The organism is Achromobacter deleyi (assembly GCF_016127315.1).
Taxonomy (GTDB): domain Bacteria; phylum Pseudomonadota; class Gammaproteobacteria; order Burkholderiales; family Burkholderiaceae_B; genus Achromobacter; species Achromobacter insuavis_A.
Genome location: NZ_CP065997.1, coordinates 2,618,792 through 2,636,623, shown reverse-complemented (window position 1 = coordinate 2,636,623; position 17,832 = coordinate 2,618,792). Strand labels below are relative to the sequence as shown.

Below are 17,832 nucleotides of genomic sequence, written 5' to 3'. Positions count from 1 at the left end.
TCCTAAGGCAACGGGCCCTTGAAAACGAAGAACGCGCCCAGTCCGATGCAGCCGAATCCCACCAGGTGATTGAGCGTCAGCCGTTCGCCAAGGTAGAAGACCGAGAACACGGCGAACACCGTCAACGTGATGACTTCCTGCATGGTCTTGAGCTCGGCGGCGCTGTAGACCGTGTGGCCGATGCGGTTCGCCGGCACCGCAAAACAGTATTCGGCGAAGGCGATCAGCCAGCTGGCCAGGACGACGACATACAACGGACGTTCGCCGAACTTCAGGTGTCCATACCAGGCGAAGGTCATGAATACGTTGGAGACCAGCAGCAGCGCGACGGGCAGGAGCTTGGGGGACATTTAGGGGGCCCGGTCGTACAGCGGTTGCAGCGCCGACAGGCTGGTCCCCATGCTGACGGCCTCCAGCGACGTGCCCAGGGCATTGCGCGTTCCCAGGCCGTCGGCCGCGAACGATGCCCCCGGCAGTACCGACAGACGCAGGCTCTCCGGCGGGAAGCGGACGATGCTGCCGTCGGTCAGGATGACGCCGTTGGCTTCGCCGCGCGGGCCGGTCAACACGGCATCGACCTGGCCTTCCACCCGCTGCGGCCGCAGCGCCTGCGCGCGCAGATGCGGCGGCAGCGGCCGCCCCGCGTCCGGCGTCGGCGGCTGGTCGTACACGGTCTGGCCGCTGGTGGCATTGACGATGGCATCGGCCTTGACGCTGTCGCGCGACAGCGGGCGACCGATGATGCGAACGGTGTCGCCGGGCTTGACGGCAGCGCTGAGCGCCTGGGACAGATGCGGCGGGAACTGCGCCACGGTGCCATCGACCAGCCGCAGGCCGTCGACCTCGCCATAGGGGTTGATCAGCAGGCGCTGGACTTGCCCCTGAGCCACCGCCGGCGCGGCGGCGCCGGGCGCGGGCGGCGGCATCGCGCCAAGGGGTGGCGATGGCATCGCGCCAGCAGGCGGCGGCGCGGCGCAGGCCGTGCCAGCGGCAAGGGCGGCCGCAATGGCGAAAAGGGAAAACGCGGATCGAGACATGATGGACTCCTTGCACCGGCAGTGAACACACCTGGTTTGAACGCAAACCGTGTGCCAACAAGGAGATCCAGGAAAATCAAGGACTTGCGCAGTCCGGCACGCCACAGGTGTCCGATCTTGTGACGGCCGGGCGTCACAGGACCGGACACCTCATTCCAGGCCGTGCTCGGCCAGCTTTCGGTACAGTTGCTGGCGCGACAGCCCGAGCCGGCGGGCGGCCTCGGCACGATTGCCGGCCGTGGCCGCCAGTGCGCGCCGGATCATGGTGCGTTCCAGGGCGGCCACCGCGTCGGCCAACGGACCATCCAGGGCCATATCGCTGCCCGTCTCGGGGGCCGCATGCAGGGACGGCAGGTCGATGTGCTCGGGCTCGATGGTCATGCCGCGGCACAGCACCGCCGCGCGCTCCATGGCGTTGCGCAGTTCGCGCACGTTGCCGGGCCAGCCGTGGGCCAGCAGCCGCTGCGCGGCCGCGCGGGAAAGGCGCTTGGGCGAGCCACCGCCGATACGCCGCAGGAAATGCTCGGCCAGCAGCACCACGTCGCCCAGCCGGTCGCGCAGGGGCGGCAACGCGATGGGCACCACCTGCAGCCGATACCAGAGATCCTCGCGGAATTGCCCCGCCGAGACCGCCGCCGGCAGATCGCGGTGGGTCGCCGCGACAATGCGCACGTTCACGGGAACGACGCGCGCGCCGCCGACGGGCGTGATTTCCCGTTCCTGCAACACGCGCAGGATCTTGGCCTGCGTCGCCAGCGGCATATCGCCGATTTCATCGAGAAACAGCGTGCCGCCCTCGGCCTCGCGAAAACGTCCGGCGCGATCGTTGGTGGCGCCGGTGAACGCGCCTTTGACGTGGCCGAACAGTTCGCTTTCCATCAGTTCGGCCGGAATGGCGGCGCAATTGACGGCGACGAAAGGCCGCGACGCGCGCGCGCTGCTGCGATGCAGGGCGCGTGCGACCAGTTCCTTGCCGGTGCCGGTCTCGCCGAGGATCAACACCGTGGCATCACCACGCGCCGCCATACCGATGCGCTTGAAGACCTCGCGCATGGCGGCGCTGCCGCTGACCAGTTCGAAGTCGTCGACGGGCGCGTCGTCAGCGTCGGCGCCGGCGGCGTCCTGGCCGGCCGCCGCGACGCTGCGCAGCGCCCGATCCAGCGTCTCCACCAGGGCGGCGCGGGCCACCGGCTTGGTCAGGTGGTCGAAGGCCCCCAGGCGCATGGCGTCGATCGTATTGCCGCCGCTCGCGTAGGCGGTCAGCATGATGCAGGGAACCGGCGACAGCTCGGCCGCCTTGTGCAGGAACACCAACCCATCATCGCCCGGCATGCGCAGATCGACGATGGCCAGATCCACCGCCTCGGTGCGCAGGCGGTTCAGGCCCGCGCGGGTCGAGGTGGCCTGCAGCACCGCATGGCCCAGGTCTTGCAGCGTCTCGCTCAGGCTGTCGAGAAATGCCGCGTCGTCGTCGACGATCAGGATGCGGGCCATGGCAGCTCCATTTCGATGCGGGCGCCCCGCGCGGTCCGGGCCAACCGGATCTGCCCGGCATGCGCCTGGACGATTTCCCGCACCAGGGCGAGTCCCAGGCCGGACCCGCCGGTGCGGGCCGTGACGAACGGCTCGAACAGGGTTTCGCGCAATGCTTCCGGCACGCCCGTGCCGTCATCGGCGACCCACAGCAGCAAGGCGCCGCGCGGGCTGCGGCCGGCGCCCAGCTCGACCACGCCGCCGTCGCCGGTGTGCGCCAGCGCGTTCAGCAGCAGGTTGTCGAATACCCGCGCCATCTGTGCCGGGTCGAACCACCCGCGCGAGCCGGACACGTCCGAGACGTCCGTCGTCAGCCGGATTCCGGACTCCTGCGCCATCGCCGCATGCGCCTGCACCCGGTCATCCAGGAAGGCGGCGAGATCAAGCGCCTGGCGCTCGACGCGAAACGGCTGCGTCAGGGCCAGCAGGCTGGCCACCAGCGATTCGAGGCGCTCGGTCTGCGTCAGCACCGCCTCGAGGGCGCCGGCCACGCGCGCCTCCCGGACCGGTTCGGGCGCGACCAGCGCATTCTCGACCTTCATGCGCATGGTGCCCAGGGGATTGCGGATTTCGTGGGCCAGCCCCGCGGACATGCGCCCCAGCGTGGCGAGCCGTTCGGCCTGTTGCAGCTGGCGCTGCATGTCGTCGGATTGACGGCGCCAGCGGGCGAACGTGCGGCCGAGCCAGAGGCCGGAGACCACCACCATGCCCAGCAGCAGGCTGACCGCCAGGATCAGCGCATTGATCACGTCGCCGCCGATCAGCGGCACGCGGGTCAGGGTCCAGGCCGCAAGCGGGTTATTCGGGGTGTCGACGGGGCAGGCGGCGAAAACCACGGCTTCGCGCAGGCCGGGACGCATGTCGGTCACCAGCACGGCCGCGTCCAGCGCGCGCTGCGCCGTGGCGCCGATGCGCTCCAGTTCCGCGCTGGGCGGGTCACGCTTGATGCCGGTGCCGTCATAGGTGGGAAAAGCATAGGCGACCACCCCCGCGCCCGGCTGCCAGAAACCGCCTTCCATGCCGGGACGATCCCGCAAGGCCAGATCGAGGATCGCCTGGGCGCCGGGCAGAGCGGACGCTGCGGTTTGCGGGCCGACCGCGTCGACCAGCCGCAGGCGCGCCGAGCCAGCGCGCAGGGCCTCGCAACTGACGGCCGCCAGGTCGCGCGCACGCGCGACCTGCGAACTGGCGCCCTGGCGGCTGAGTGCGACCAGCAACCCCGCCAACACCAGCGCGACGATGGCGATCCAGAACCAGAGGATCGCCAAGTCCCGGCGAATCGATTTCTGCGGTGACAGGATCGCGCTCCTTCGCGTGAATAGTCGCAAGAATACCCGATCGGCCAGGCGCGGCCCTACCCGCGCAAGACGGGTTGAACAGCGGCGGCGTCCCCCCGCTATGGCGCGAAGTCCGGGGTGTTAAAAGAGCACGCATACCCCAATGACTCCGGAGGTGCGGCATGCTCGATCACATCGGCTTTGGCGTCAGCGACATCGACCTGAGCCACGATTTCTTCATCAAGGCGCTGGCGCCGCTGGGCGTGAGCCTGGTCATGCAGGGCCCCACGAGCCTCGGACTGGGCAGGCAGGGCAAGCCGTCACTCTGGCTGTACTCGGGAACCCATGTTTCGGCCCCTTTACATATTGCCATCAGCGCGGACGACCACGCGCAAGTGGACGCCTTCCACCGCGCCGCGCTCGCCGCGGGGGGAAAAGACAATGGCCCCCCAGGCCTGCGCCCGCACTACCATCCCCACTACTATGCCGCCTTTGTCATCAGCCCGGACGGCCACAATCTGGAAGCCGTCTGCCACCGTCCCCAGGGGTGACGGCCCCGGTCGTTAACGATTCGTTGACGTTGCCTGGTCTACCGTCCATCATCATCCACCGAAAGCGGACCGCTGCCCCCTCCCCGACCCGACAGGAGCCGATCCAGGCATGAATGAAGCGCCGGCTGACGCCCGACCACGCTCTCATCCGCGGTTTTTGCTCGCCATCCTCCTCACCGGCCTGACCGCCGGCCTGGGCGGCATGCTGCTGGGCATGTTGCTGCACGCCGTGCAGCATGTGGCGTACGGCTACAGCCTGGACCGCATCGTCGGCCCCGAATCCTTCCTGCAGGGCGTCGAGGCCGCCGGCGGCCCGCGGCGCCTGGCGGTATTGATACTGTGCGGCCTGGTGGCCGGCGGCGGCTGGTGGCTGGTCTACCGGTTCGGACGGCCGCTCGTCAGCGTGACACAGGCGGTGCAGGATCCCGCCGCGCGCATGCCGGCCAAGACCACCCTGGCGCATGCGATCCTGCAGATCGTCACCGTCGCGCTGGGATCGCCGCTGGGGCGCGAGGTGGCGCCGCGGGAAGTCGGCGCGCTGGCGGCCAGCGGCGTGTCGGCGTGGCTGCGCCTGCCGGCCGACCAGCATCGCCTGATCGTGGCGTGCGGCGCCGGCGCGGGCCTGGCCGCGGTGTACAACGTGCCGCTGGGCGCGGCGCTGTTCGTGCTGGAAGTGTTGCTGGGTTCGTTCGCGTGGCCCGCCGCCGTGGTGGCGCTGGCGGCGTGCTGCATCGGCGCCGTGATCGCCTGGATCGGGCTGGGCAACGAGATCCAGTACGCCGTGCCGCCGATGACCGCGGACGCCAGCCTGATCGTCTGGTCGGTGATCGCGGGCCCCGTCTTCGGCGTGGCCGCGCACGGCTTCGTGCAACTGACCTCCGCCGCGCGGCGCCAGGCGGCGCGCGGATGGCGGCTGCCGGCGGCGGCGCTGGTGAACTTCACGCTGATCGGGGTCCTGGCGGTTTTTCTGCCGGCGCTGCTGGGCAACGGCAAGGGCGCGGCGCAGCTGGGCTTCAGCAGCGAGCTGACGCTGGGCATGGCGGCCCTGCTGCTCGTCCTGAAGGTGGCGATCACCAGCGGCTCGCTGCGCGCCGGCGCCTCCGGCGGCCTGCTCACGCCCGGCATCGCCATCGGCGCCTTGCTGGCGGTCGTGCTGGGCGCGGCCTGGAACCAGGTCTGGCCCGACGCGCCGCCCGGCGCCTACGCGGTGGTGGGCGCGGCGGCGTTCCTGGCAGCATCGATGCGCATGCCCCTGACCGCCACCGTCCTGATCCTGGAATTCACGCGCGTGGACCAGGGCTTCCTGGTGCCGATCATCCTGGCGGTGGTAGGCTCCGCGGCGACCCACCATTTTTGCGCGGCTCGGGCCACCCGGACCGCGGCAGCGGCAGCGGCCGGCGCGCCGCTGCCCGGCCCGACATGAAGAGGTTTGCATGACATCACGTAACTTGACCGGCATCGAACGCTATGACGCGCCCGCCGGCGGCTGGGGCGCGCTCAAGGCCACCGCGCAGGCCATCGCCGACCAGATGCGCATTGCCGAGGCGCCGGTGCTGCTTTTCCGCACCAACAAGCCGGACGGCTTTGACTGCCCCGGCTGCGCCTGGCCGGACAAGGCGCACACGTCCACGTTCCAGTTCTGCGAGAACGGCGCCAAGGCCGTGACCTGGGAAGCCACCAAGAAGCGCGTGACCCCGGCGTTCTTCGCCGCCCACACCGTGACCGAGCTTCTGACCTGGTCCGACCACGACCTGGAAGACGCCGGCCGGCTGACGCATCCGCTGCGCTACGACGCCGCCACCGACACCTACCAGCCGATCGAGTGGGACGCCGCGTTCCAGCACATCGGCCGCACCCTGGCCAGCCTGCCCGATCCCGACGCGGTGGAGTTCTACACCTCGGGCCGCGCCTCGAACGAGGCCGCGTTCCTGTTCAGCCTGTACGCCCGCGAGTATGGCACCAACAATTTTCCCGACTGCTCGAACATGTGCCACGAGGCCACCAGCGTCGGGCTGCCGCAGGCCATCGGCATCGGCAAGGGCACCGTGTCGCTGGACGATTTCGATGCCTGCGACCTGATCATTTCGATGGGCCACAACCCCGGCACGAATCATCCGCGCATGATGGGCACGCTGCACGAGTGCGCGCGCCGCGGCGTGCCGATCATCGTGTTCAACCCGCTGCGCGAGCGCGCGCTGGAACGCTTCGCCGATCCTCAGAACCCCATCGAGATGGGCACGCTGGGCTCGACCCGCATCGCCTCCACGTACTACCAGGTCAAGGTGGGCGGCGACGCGGCCGCGCTGAAAGGCATCATGAAGGCGCTGCTGGCGCTTGATCGGCAGGCGCCCGGCGCGATCGACCACGCCTTCATCGCCGAGCACACGAACGGCTTCGACGCCTACGTCGAGGACCTGGACGGCACCGCCTGGGCCGACATCGAACGCGCCTGCGGGCTGACGCGCGACAACCTGGAACAGGTCGCCGCGGCCTACGCCCGGTCCAAGGCCGCCATCGTGACCTACGGCATGGGCATCACCCAGCATGCGCGCGGCACGCAGAATGTGCAGCAGATCGCCGCGTTGCTGCTCATGCGCGGCAACTTCGGCCGGCCGGGCGCCGGCATCTGCCCGCTGCGCGGCCACTCCAACGTGCAGGGCAACCGCACCGTCGGCATCACCGAGAAGATCGACCCGGTGATGTTCGACAACATCGAAAAGACCTTCGGTTTCCGGCCGCCCGAGCGCCACGGGCACGACGCGGTCGACGCCATGAAGGCGATGGTGAACGGCGATGCCCGCGTGCTGATCTGCCTGGGCGGCAATCTCGCCATGGCGCTGTCCGACACCGAACAGTGCGAAACCGGCATGCGCCGGCTGGACCTGGCCGTGCATATGAACACCAAGCTGAACCGCTCGCACCTGCTGATCGGCCGCGACGCCATCATCCTGCCGGTGCTGGGCCGTACCGAAAGCGACGTGCAGGCCAGCGGCGCGCAGTCCATCACCGTCGAGGATTCGATGTCGATGGTGCATGCCTCGCGCGGCAAGCTCGCGCCCGCGTCCGAGCACCTGCGGTCGGAACCCGCGATCATCGCGGGCATGGCGGCCGCGACGCTGCCGAACACGCGGGTGCCGTGGCTGCATCTGGTGGAAGACTATGGCCGCATCCGCGACCTGATCGAAAAGGTCTACCCGGACTTTCACGGCTACAACGAACGCATCCTGCAGCCGGGCGGCTTCCGCCTGTCGCTGCCGCCCACCGAACGCATCTGGAAGACGAAGTCCGGCAAGGCCGAGTTCCTGCCATTCAAAGGCTTGCAGGAGGATCCCGGCACGGTCGCGGCGGGCGCGCTGACGCTGACCACGCTGCGCAGCCACGATCAGTACAACACCACCATCTACGGGCTGGACGACCGCTACCGCGGCGTGTTCGGCCGACGCGACGTGCTGTTCATGCATGCCGACGACCTGGCGCGCCACGGCCTGAAGCACGGCGACAAGGTGGAGTTGCACAGCGGCCTGCCCGGCCAGGCGCACCGCCGCCTGCAACTGACCGCGATCGCGTACGACATCGCGCCCGGCTCGGTCGGCGCGTACTACCCCGAGGCCAACAACCTATGCCCGCTGGACTACCAGGACAGGCAAAGCGGCACGCCCAGCTACAAGTCGATTCCGGTGGTGATCAGCAAGGCCGCCTGACCTCATCGCCCCACGACCGGACAACTCGCCGGCAGCGGCCGATCGAACAGCACCGCGATGCCGCATGCCGAGGTGAACATCCCCAGGTTGTTGTGGCCGACGCCCGGCACTTCCACGACCTTCTGGTTCAGTCCGGCCGGGTGCCTGCGCGTCAGGTAGTCGAAATAGGCGCGGCCGCGTTCCAGCCGATTGGGGCCTTGCGCCATGCCGCCGCAGGAACGGTCGATGAAGTGGGTGTAGGGATCGGTGTCCGCCTGGCCCAGCAGATACACCACATTCCGGCTGGCGTAACGCGCCTCCGCCTCGGCGGGATCCTGCGCGGCCACGTAGGGCGGGCCACCCGTCAGCTGGTACTTCCATTTCGTCGCGGCGGGGCAGGTGCCGGCAGCCGGCGGCGCGGGCCGCTCATCGCTGAAATAGACGTAGCTGGAAGGGTTCGCAACGACGTAGCGCAGCGGCACGCCGCGGCGCGCCAGGGCAGCGCTGCCGCGCCCCACGGCGGCGTATCGCTGAAGGATCTGCGCGCCCGCGGAATGCCCCATCACGACGACGTGCGTCAGGGCCGGATAGCGTTTCTTGTCCGCGAAGTGGTCCAGCAGCGCGTCGATCGCCTCGAACGAGCTGAGGGGCGCCGGGCCCAGCGCCGGCTCACCGCTCTTCCAGCCTTCCTGGGACCACCTCAGGGTGCGCGCGGACATCGAGAACTTCTCGACATCCGGCGCGGTCAGGAACTGCGGCGCGACCACCATCACCGTGCCGTCCGATTTCCCCGCCCCCGACACGATTTCCTTGCCGGTGTCGAAGTACGTGTCCGCGTTGCGCAAGGTGCCATGGATCACGATCAGCACGGTCGATATCTTCGGGGCCCGGGCCAGGATATCGGCGGAAGCATAGAGCGGCAGCTCTCCCTCTCCCGATGAACCCTTGATGACCAGCGCCTGATTCGCCACCTGCTTGACCGGCGCCTCCAGCTTCGACGCCTTCGGCGCGGCGCGCGCCGCTTCGTGCGTGCCGCACCCGGCCGCCGCCAGCAACAGCGGCCCGCACAGCAAGCCCCATTTGATGCATGAAAGGAATTTTGCCGCTCTCATCGGTCCACTCCAGGTCGTACCGCAATCGTCTTGAATCCGGGGTTCATCACGCCAGGCCGCCGCCGATCCCGTTGCCCTTTCAAATCCGTGGACCGGACCTGTTGCGGCTGTCTGCGACCGGTCAGGCGGAGCGCGCGTCAGGTTGCCATGAGACTTGAATAGCGAAGAAAGCGCGGGCCAGGCGCGAGCGAAGATGAGAATAAAGCTTATCATCGCCCGCAGTGTGACGCGCCTGCCGGCAGCGCCCGCTCCGACCGCGCCACCAGCCAGATCCCCAGGCCCGAGACCCCGGTGCCCACGAGCATCAGCCATGACAGCGGCTCGCCGAACATCGCCCAGGCCCACAGCAGCGTCACCGCGGGGCTGAGGTACAGCACGCTGGCCACGCGGGTCGGCGACGAACGCCGCAGGCAGGCCCAGTACAGGCCATAGCCGCCCAACGTGGAAAGCACGACCGTCCACGACACGCTCACGGCGAACCCAACGCTTGCGACCGGCATCAAGCTGCCTTCCCGGCCCGCCAACCCCGCGAACGCCACGGCCGACACGGCGCACTGCAACCACAGGCTGGGCAACAGACCCAGCGACGCCTCGGCGTGCATCCGCTTCTGCCACAACGTCGCCACGGCCAGCGACAGCATGCCCAGCAGCGGCAGGCAATACGCCCAGAGCGGCGCGTCCCCCCACGCCAGCGCATCGCGCGTCACCATCAGCACGCCCAGCAAGCCGACAAACAGGCCGGCCCAGCCACGCCCGCCAAGCCGCTTGCCGGGCAAACGCAGGGCCAGCAGCGCCGTCCCCAGCGGCAGCAGGTCGGCGATCAACGCCGCCAACCCGGCCGGGACGCCATGCTCGATGCCCTTGGCGACGCCCGCCAGATAGCCCGCCATGGCCAGCAGGCCGATCCCGGCATGGCGCAGCAGCACGGCGGCCGGCACGCGGCCAAGCGCGCCGATGGCCCACGGCAGCAGTACCAGCGTCACCACCACGCAGCGCCAGAACACCACCAGGAACGCGGGCGCGTGATCGATCGAAAAGCGCGTGCCCACGAAGCCCGAACTCCAGGCCACCACCAGCGCCGCTTCCAGCAGCAGGAGCGGCGCCACCCCGGGCGCGCCGCGGGACACGGCAGGCGGCGGGGAACAAGGGATCACGCGGGCATCGACATCGGGCATGGAGGGTTCGGCTCATCAACACGTCTTTCTGATGCCTTGACCTTAGCGCCGCCCCGCTATTAAATAAATCAAAATGTACTGACTATGTCGTTCAAGAAATCAAAACCATGAATCCTGTCCTGGACATCGAGCTGCTGCGTACCTTTCAGGCGGTTGCCCAACTCGGGCAGTTCCGGGCCGCCGCCGAGCACGTCCACCGCAGCCCCGCCGCCGTCAGCATGCATATCCAGCGGCTCGAGGCCGTTGCCGGTGGACGCCTGCTGGAGCGGGACAACCAGTCCGTCACGTTGACGCCGCTGGGCAAACGGCTGCTGGCCGGAACGGCCGACCTGCTGCGCCGCCACGACAAGGTGCTGGAGGATCTGCGCGGCACCGATCTGACCGGGCGCATCAAGCTGGGCGTGCCCGACGAGTACGCGGTTCACGTGATTCGCGACGTGCTTCCCCTGTTCGCCGCGGCGTGGCCCAACGTGGTGCTGGATGTCTCGACCGCGCCCAGCCTGACGCTGCGCGCGCAGGTCGAACGCGGGCGGCTGCACCTGGCCCTTGCCGTGCGACCGGCGCGCGCCGGCCCCGCGGCGCAGGTGCTGGCAAGGGCCACGCCGGTCTGGGTCGGCAGCGCGATGCGGACCGGGGATCTGCCGCAGCCCCTTCCCCTGGCGCTGCATGCCACGCATTGCCCCTATCGCGACGCCATGACCGGCGCGCTCGACCAGGCGGGGCGCGCCTGGCGCATTGTCCTGAGCAGCCCGTCCAGCCAGGCCGTAGAAGCGTGCGTGGAAGCCGGCTTGGGCATAAGCCTGGTCGACCGTTCGCGGATCACCGCGGGCATGCGGGTGCTGGAGGAATTGCCGGCCATCGCCGCGCATGAGATCGTCCTGCTGCGCGCGGCCTCGGCCCTGGAAGATCCCGCCGCGAACCAGCTGGACAGCATCCTGCGCAAGCACTTCCGGGCCTAGCCGGCAGGACGCGGTCGGCTTACTTTCCCGCCGCCTTGGGCGGCTTGACCAGAAGGCCGGACAGGAGCACGGGAAGACTCTCCGACACCCTGCGCGAAGACGCGTGCGGATCCTCGGCGTTCGCCACCCACAGCGAGGCGCCGAGCGCGGCCGCGCTCACCAGGCGCGCGGTGGCCTCGGCATCGACGGGCTGGACAACGCCCTCGTCGATGAGCCGCTCGATATGCCTCCGGGTGTTGCGGACGCAGGCAATCTGCGTCGGCCATTGAGATGGCTCGCCCAATACGGCGGGACCGTCCAGCAGGACGATGCGCTGGATTTCCGGCTCGGCCGCCATCGCCACATAAGCCACCAATTCGTCGATCAGCGCCGCCCACGTCGAGGTCGCGCGGCTGGAGATCGCCGACAGGCGCTCCGTCATCTCCGCATCGATCTGCTCGATGACCGCCTCGAGCAGGCCCTTCTTGCCGCCGAACTGATGGTAGAGCGCTCCCCGGGTCAGCCCGGCCTCGGCCGTGATGTCTTCCATCGGACTGTCGACATATCCCCGGGCCGCGAACGTTTTCCGCGCCGCGGCGATCAGCTTCTCGCGCGTTTCCGCCATGGTCTCAGCACGACTTCTCACCCCTTCCCCCTTTTTTCACATACATAATGTATTTCACTTGACATACACAATGTATGCCGTTCAGAATTCCACATTCACAATGTATGTGAAACCTGAAACCGTTGCAAGCGTGGAGGCTGCATGGCCAATGTCGAGATCACCGCCGGCGCCGGGGTTGCCTGCCCGCTCATGGGGCTCATCGTCAATCCGATCGCCGGCATGGGCGGCAGCGTCGGCTTGAAAGGAACGGATGGCGCCGCCATTCTCCAAGCGGCATTGCACCGCGGCGCGCGCCCCATCGCCGGGTCGAAAGCGGCCAAGGCGCTGCGCCGAGCCGTCATGGCCTGCCCCGCCCTGCGTGTCCTGACCGTTCGGGGCGGCATGGGTGAAGACGCCGTCCGAAGCGCCGGACTCGCGCCCGCGCTGCTGCCGTTTCCAGGCGGCGCCGCGTCCTCCAGCGCCGACACCCGGGCCGCCGCCGCCGCGATGCTGGACCACGGCATCGAGCTGCTCCTGTTCGTCGGTGGCGATGGCACCGCGCGCGACGTCCTCGCCGCCGTCGGCGATCGCGTCCCCCTGCTGGGCGTCCCCGCCGGCGTGAAAATGCACTCCGCCGTCTTCGGCACGAGCCCGGGCAACGCGGGCCTGCTGGCAGCGCTGCATCTTAGCGGGGCCCCTGGCGTGTCGTTGCGCGACGCCGAGATCATGGACCTGGACGAGGCGGCCATGCGCCAGGACCGCGTATCCGCGCGCCTGTTCGGCTATGCGAAAAGCCCGCACGCACGCCGGCTGGCCCAGAACGCAAAAGCCGGCGCGGGCCCCGGCGAGGACGCGACACTCGATGCGATCGCTCGTCAGATCGCCGTCGGCATGCGGCCGGACCGGCTTTACATCCTGGGCCCCGGCACCACCACCCGACGCGTCTCGAACGCGCTGGGGCTGCCCAGCACCTTGCTCGGCGTCGATGCCGTATTGAACGGCGCGCTGGTCGGCCAGGACCTGGACGAACAGACCCTGCTGCGCCTGATGGCGCGGCGCGCGTCGCACCTCATCGTCGGCGTCCTGGGCGGACAAGGCAGCGTGTTCGGACGCGGCAATCAACAGATCAGCGCCGAGGTCATCCGCCAGGTCGGCCGCGACCGGATCACCGTCATCGCCAGCACCGAGAAACTCATCGCGCTCGGCAATGCGCCATTGCGCGTGGACACCGGCGACGACGAGGTCGACGCCCTGCTCACGGGCCACATCCGGGTCGAGATCGGCCCCGGCCGCAGCACCCGCCTCAGGCTCACCGCCTGACCCCTTCCCCCCAAACAAGACAGGAGCGTCCGATGCGACCATCCACAGCCCACCCCTACATGGCCAATTCAGTGCCATCGATACAGCAGGACATGCTGGCCTCGGTCGGCGTCCAGACCATCGAGGAACTGTTCGCCCAGATCCCCGCGGATCATCGATTGGCGCGACCGCTCGACCTGCCGCCGGCGCTCACCGAACGCGAACTGCGACGGCATCTCGTCGAAACGCTCGCCAAGAACCAGACCACCGAGCAGAACCTGAGCTTCCTGGGCGCCGGCATCTGGCAGCATCACGTCCCCGCGGCCGTCGACGAAGTGGTCCGCCGCAACGAGTGGCTGACGTCCATCTTCGGCGAGCCCAGCTCCGATCACGGCCGCAACCAGGCGTGGTTCGAATTCTGCAGCCAGCTCGGCGAACTGCTGAACCTCGACCTCGTCGGCTTGCCCGTGCGCAGCTGGGGCACCGCGGCCGGCCACGCCATGCGGATGGCCGCGCGCCTGACGGCGCGCAGCGAGGTCGTGGTGGTGCGCGCGATCGATCCCGAGCGGCTGTCGGTCATCCGCAACTATTGCGAGCCGCCCGAGATGGCAAGCCATATCGCCATCCGCCTCGTCGACTACGATCCCGCCACCGGCCTGATCGACCTGGACGACCTGCGCGCCGCCGTCAATTCCCGGACCGCCGCCGTGTACTTCGAGGTGCCGTCCTATCTCGGCGTGATCGAGCACCAGGCAGCCGCCATCGCCGCCATCGCCCGTGCCGCGGGGGCAGAGACGATCGTCGGCGTCGATCCGATCTCGCTGGGCGTGCTGGCCTCGCCGGCCGACTACGGCGCCGATATCGTGGTGGGCACCATCCAGCCGCTGGGCGTCCACCTGCACGCCGGCGGAGGCCTCGGCGGCTTTATCGCATCGCGCGACGAACCCCGCTACGCCGAGGCGTACCCCACGCTCTTCATCAGCATTTCCGAGACCCTGAAGCCGGGCGAATATGGCTTCGGCCTCGGCCTTTTCCACCAGTCATCCTATGGCCTTCGCGACAAGGGCAATGACTGGACCGGGCATTCGGTCTACATGTGGGCGATCGCCGCCACCACCTACATGGCGATGATGGGTCCGCAGGGATTCGTCGACGTCGGCAGGCTGATTCTGCAGCGCGCCCATCATGCCGCGCGGCGCCTGGCGCAGATCGACGGGATTCGCATCCATTTCCCGGCGGGCTTCTTCAAGGAGTTCGTCGTCAATTTCGACGGCACCGGCAAGACCGTCGCGCACATCAACCGCGCCCTTCTCGCAAGGGGAATTTTCGGCGGCAAGGACCTGCGGGCGGACTTTCCGGAACTGGGCGAAAGCGCCCTCTTCAGCGTGACCGAGATCCACACCCTATCCGACATCGAGCGCCTGGCCGGCGCCCTCAAAGAGGTGACCCAGCAATGACAATCAAGCCCAAGGAATATCACGCCCCGGTCTGGAACGAACCCATCATCATGGAAATGGGCCACCCCGGACGCCGAGGCCTCCTGTTCCCGCCGATCGAAAGCGAGATCCGCGACCAGGTCGGAGACGCCGACGACCTCATCCCGTTCGCCCTGCGCCGCCAGGATAAGCCCGCCCTGCCGGAAATGTCGGAGCCGGAGGTTCTGTACCACTATCTGCGCCTGTCGCAGCAGACGCTCGGCATGATGGGCACCAGCCTGTTCGGCACCTGCACGATGAAGTACAACGCGCAAATCAATGAGCAGATGGCGTGGCGCCCCGAGCTCACCCAACTGCACCCGCTGCAGCATGAAGACACCATGCAGGGCGCCCTGGAGATCGTGCACAACATGGACCTGGCCTTGCGCGAGCTGTCGGGCATGGACCAGTTCGTGTTCCAGGCCGGCGGCGGCGCCGAGGCCGCGTTCACGCATTGTGCGGTGACGCGCGCCTACCACGCCGCGCGCGGGGAACTGGAACAGCGCGACGAGATCATCACGACCATCCAGACCCACCCGTGCAATCCGGCGACGGCGGCGACCGCGGGATTCAAGGTCATCACGCTGATGCTGGATGAAAACGGCTATCCGTCGCTCGACGCGCTGAAAGCGGCGGTTTCCCACCGCACCGCCGCCCTGATGGTCAACAACCCCGACGACATGGGGGTCTACAACCCCGAGATGAAGGAATGGATCCGCATCGTGCATGAGGCCGGCGGCCTGGCGTTCTACGACGCCGCCAACTTCAACGGCACCATGTCGAAGGTCCGGGCCCGCGAGATCGGCTTCGACGCCTGCATGTTCATGCTGCACAAGACCTTCGGCGCGCCCAAGAGCGGCGTCGGCGGCCCGGCCACCGGGGCTTATGGATGCACCGCCGAGCTGGCGCCGTTTCTTCCCACGCCGCTGGTGACGCATGCGGACGGCCGCTACCGCCTCGACCATGACCGGCCGCGAAGCGTCGGCAAGATCCGCGAGTTCTGGGGCAACGTGCAGGTCATCCTGAAAGCCTATGCCTGGGTCCGCGCCATGGGCGCCGCCGGCATCGCGCAAGCCTCCGACATCTCGGTGCTGGCCAACAACTACATGGAGAAGGGACTGCTCGCGATCCGCGGCGTCAACAGATCCCATCCCGAAGCGACGCTGCCAAGGCTGGAAATGACCCGCTACAGCCTTGAACAGATGAAGGAGGAGACCGGCGTCGACGTCCATGACGTGCAGAATCGAATGACCGATTTCGGCATCGACGCCATGTGGACCAGCCACGAACCCTGGCTGCTGCCCGAACCGTTCACGCCGGAGGCCGGCGAGATGTACGGCAAGGAGGCGCTGGACCGCTGGATCGCGGTGCTCGCGCAGATTTCCGACGAAGCCTATTCCGATCCGCGCATCGTCAAGTCCGCGCCGCACAACCAGGCGATCCACCGCCTGAAGCCGGGCGATACCGACGCGCCGGGCAAACGCGCCATGACTTGGCGCGCGTTCAAGAAGAAGCAGTCCCCTTCGCCTCTCTGAATGCCAGATCATGAACGCGATCACACACCACCGTGGCTACTCGACCATGTACCGGGAGGCAAGCCTGACGCTGGGGCTCTTCTTCGCCATCGAGTCCTATTCCGGCGCCGTTCCCGACATGGACCTGGCGCAGCAGATCCGCACGGCCCAACTGGCCGAATCCCATGGCTTCGCGGCCCTGTACTTCCGGGACGTGTTCCTCAACGTGCCCTCGTTCGGCGACGTGGGCCACATCCATGACCCCTGGGCATTCATGGGCTACGTGACCGCGCACACGTCGCGCATTGCCCTGGCGACCGGCAGCATCATCACCACGCTGCGCCACCCCTTGCTCGTCGCCAAGGCGGCGGCGTCCATCGACCGCCTGTCGAACCAGCGCCTGGTGCTGGGCATCGCCACCGGCGACCGGCCGGCGGAGTTCCCGGCCTTCGGCCAGACCCTGGCCGCGCGTGGCGAACTGTTCCGGGAGGCCCTGGCCGTCATGCGCCAGGCCTGGGCCGAGGACTTTCCGCGGATCGCCACGCCTCGCGTGAACCTGTCCGGCGCGGACACGCTGCCAAAGCCGACATTGCGGAACATCCCCGTGATGGTGACGGGCAACTCCCGCCAATCCATCGAATGGATCGCCGAGCATGGCGACGGCTGGCTCTTCTATCCGCAGAACCTGGCGGAGCAGGCCGGCACGATCAAGCGGTGGCGATCGCTGACGCCGGCATTCAAGCCGTTTGCGCAATCGCTGTACATCGACCTGGCCGAGCAAGCCGATGCGCCGCCCGCTCCCATGCATCTGGGATTCCGCGCGGGCCGAAATTTCGTCATCCAGTACCTGCATTCCCTGAAGGCCATCGGCGTCAACCACGTCGGTCTCAACCTCAAGTACAGCCGCCGGCCGGCGCATGAAGTCGTCCAGGAACTGGGGGAATTCGTGGTGCCGGCATTCCCGGCGCATGCGGTCGCGGGGGACTAGCGGATCCCGCGGCCGGCCGCCCGCGGGTCACTCGTAAATCAGCGCATCGTGCAGGATGGCGGGGACTTCCCTGTTGCGTTCGGAGTAGCCATCGAAAGGTTGCCCCCGCTCGTCGACGCGCGCCAGCACGTCCCCCGCCCGGTCGATGGCGGCGCCCACCCGCAGCATCACCAGCGGTTCGGCCTCGTCGGCCTGGAACGAATAGAACGCGCCTGCCGGCACCAGCACGCAGTCGTTGCGCCCGACCCGCCGCGTTTCCCCACGCGGCCCCAGGAAAGTGGCGCCGCCCTGCAGCACGACGAAGACGTGGTCCTCGTTGGTGTGGGCATGGATCTCGTTCTCGCCGCCGCCGGCATAGGTCTTGAGCACGACGTTCATGTAGGGCGACGCGCCCAGCACCTGATTGGTGCGCCCCTGCCGCGGCAAGCGGGCGCGGATATGGAAGAAACTCGGCGTCTTGCGTTTCGACATTTCCGACATCGCGTCGCGCCACTGCTGCGCGCTGTGGACGATGGGCGCGAATGCGGATCCTGAAGTTTCTGCGGGCATGGCTCGTCTCCTGATTGTGCGGCGCGTGTGCCGCTTCGGCTTGTAGCGTCGCCGCTATCCTAGAAGCCCGATCAACGTGTGTATAGGTTGATTTACAATC

The 17,832-nt window shown here is 68.3% G+C and carries 16 protein-coding genes; 8 read left to right on the top strand and 8 right to left on the bottom strand.

The features are described from left to right. Window positions 1-2: 2 nt before the first annotated feature. From I6I07_RS11830 to I6I07_RS11815, 4 genes are all read right to left on the bottom strand, one after another. Window positions 3-350, bottom strand: a complete 348-nt coding sequence (locus I6I07_RS11830) for a DMT family protein (protein WP_006391285.1) — start codon at window positions 348-350, stop codon at window positions 3-5. Beyond that, on the bottom strand, window positions 351-1,037 hold the full coding sequence (locus I6I07_RS11825) for a hypothetical protein (RefSeq protein WP_420094576.1): 687 nt from the start codon (window positions 1,035-1,037) through the stop codon (window positions 351-353). It lies immediately after the preceding gene. Window positions 1,038-1,187: 150 nt separating this feature from the next. After that, a complete protein-coding gene (locus I6I07_RS11820; protein ID WP_198486773.1) occupies window positions 1,188-2,531 on the bottom strand; it encodes a sigma-54-dependent transcriptional regulator in 1,344 nt (447 codons plus the stop codon). Continuing rightward, entirely contained in the window at window positions 2,516-3,838 is a 1,323-nt protein-coding gene (locus I6I07_RS11815) for a sensor histidine kinase (protein ID WP_232626057.1), read from the bottom strand. The genes I6I07_RS11820 and I6I07_RS11815 overlap by 16 nt, the downstream gene beginning before the upstream one ends. A 191-nt stretch (window positions 3,839-4,029) precedes the next feature. Here I6I07_RS11815 and I6I07_RS11810 point away from each other — a divergent pair, with 191 nt between their 5' ends. The 3 genes from I6I07_RS11810 (at window position 4,030) to I6I07_RS11800 (ending at window position 8,099) form a co-directional block, all read left to right on the top strand. Then, window positions 4,030-4,398 carry a VOC family protein gene (locus tag I6I07_RS11810; protein ID WP_198486772.1) on the top strand — a complete coding sequence of 123 codons (369 nt, stop codon included), beginning with the start codon at window positions 4,030-4,032 and terminating at the stop codon, window positions 4,396-4,398. A gap of 109 nt (window positions 4,399-4,507) precedes the next feature. Then, complete coding sequence (locus I6I07_RS11805; protein WP_198486771.1) at window positions 4,508-5,821, top strand: chloride channel protein; 1,314 nt, start codon at window positions 4,508-4,510, stop codon at window positions 5,819-5,821. A gap of 10 nt (window positions 5,822-5,831) precedes the next feature. Beyond that, window positions 5,832-8,099 carry an FdhF/YdeP family oxidoreductase gene (locus tag I6I07_RS11800; RefSeq protein WP_198486770.1) on the top strand — a complete coding sequence of 756 codons (2,268 nt, stop codon included), beginning with the start codon at window positions 5,832-5,834 and terminating at the stop codon, window positions 8,097-8,099. A gap of 2 nt (window positions 8,100-8,101) precedes the next feature. On the opposite strand, the gene I6I07_RS11795 is transcribed toward I6I07_RS11800, so the two are convergent. Together I6I07_RS11795 and I6I07_RS11790 are read right to left on the bottom strand one after the other, a co-directional pair. After that, window positions 8,102-9,190, bottom strand: coding sequence for an alpha/beta hydrolase (locus tag I6I07_RS11795; RefSeq protein WP_198486769.1), 1,089 nt, complete (start codon window positions 9,188-9,190; stop codon window positions 8,102-8,104). Between the two features lie 209 nt (window positions 9,191-9,399). Continuing rightward, window positions 9,400-10,296, bottom strand: a complete 897-nt coding sequence (locus I6I07_RS11790) for a DMT family transporter (protein ID WP_232626056.1) — start codon at window positions 10,294-10,296, stop codon at window positions 9,400-9,402. Window positions 10,297-10,472: 176 nt separating this feature from the next. Here I6I07_RS11790 and I6I07_RS11785 point away from each other — a divergent pair, with 176 nt between their 5' ends. Next, window positions 10,473-11,324: a LysR substrate-binding domain-containing protein gene (locus tag I6I07_RS11785; protein ID WP_198486767.1), complete on the top strand. Its 852-nt coding sequence runs from the start codon at window positions 10,473-10,475 to the stop codon at window positions 11,322-11,324. Between the two features lie 19 nt (window positions 11,325-11,343). Here I6I07_RS11785 and I6I07_RS11780 read toward each other — a convergent pair whose 3' ends face one another. After that, complete coding sequence (locus I6I07_RS11780; protein ID WP_198486766.1) at window positions 11,344-11,928, bottom strand: TetR/AcrR family transcriptional regulator; 585 nt, start codon at window positions 11,926-11,928, stop codon at window positions 11,344-11,346. Between the two features lie 141 nt (window positions 11,929-12,069). On the opposite strand from I6I07_RS11780, the gene I6I07_RS11775 reads away from it, so the two are divergent. The 4 genes from I6I07_RS11775 (at window position 12,070) to I6I07_RS11760 (ending at window position 17,183) form a co-directional block, all read left to right on the top strand. Then, window positions 12,070-13,227, top strand: a complete 1,158-nt coding sequence (locus tag I6I07_RS11775; protein WP_198486765.1) for an ATP-NAD kinase family protein — start codon at window positions 12,070-12,072, stop codon at window positions 13,225-13,227. A gap of 92 nt (window positions 13,228-13,319) precedes the next feature. Further along, window positions 13,320-14,663 carry an aminomethyl-transferring glycine dehydrogenase subunit GcvPA gene (gene gcvPA, locus I6I07_RS11770; RefSeq protein ID WP_232626055.1) on the top strand — a complete coding sequence of 448 codons (1,344 nt, stop codon included), beginning with the start codon at window positions 13,320-13,322 and terminating at the stop codon, window positions 14,661-14,663. After that, on the top strand, window positions 14,660-16,216 hold the full coding sequence (gene gcvPB / locus I6I07_RS11765; RefSeq protein WP_198486763.1) for an aminomethyl-transferring glycine dehydrogenase subunit GcvPB: 1,557 nt from the start codon (window positions 14,660-14,662) through the stop codon (window positions 16,214-16,216). The genes gcvPA and gcvPB overlap by 4 nt, the downstream gene beginning before the upstream one ends. Window positions 16,217-16,226: 10 nt before the next feature. Next, entirely contained in the window at window positions 16,227-17,183 is a 957-nt protein-coding gene (locus I6I07_RS11760) for an LLM class oxidoreductase (RefSeq protein ID WP_232626054.1), read from the top strand. Window positions 17,184-17,210: 27 nt separating this feature from the next. On the opposite strand, the gene I6I07_RS11755 is transcribed toward I6I07_RS11760, so the two are convergent. Next, entirely contained in the window at window positions 17,211-17,732 is a 522-nt protein-coding gene (locus I6I07_RS11755) for a cupin domain-containing protein (protein ID WP_198486762.1), read from the bottom strand. Between the last annotated feature and the right edge of the window lie 100 nt (window positions 17,733-17,832).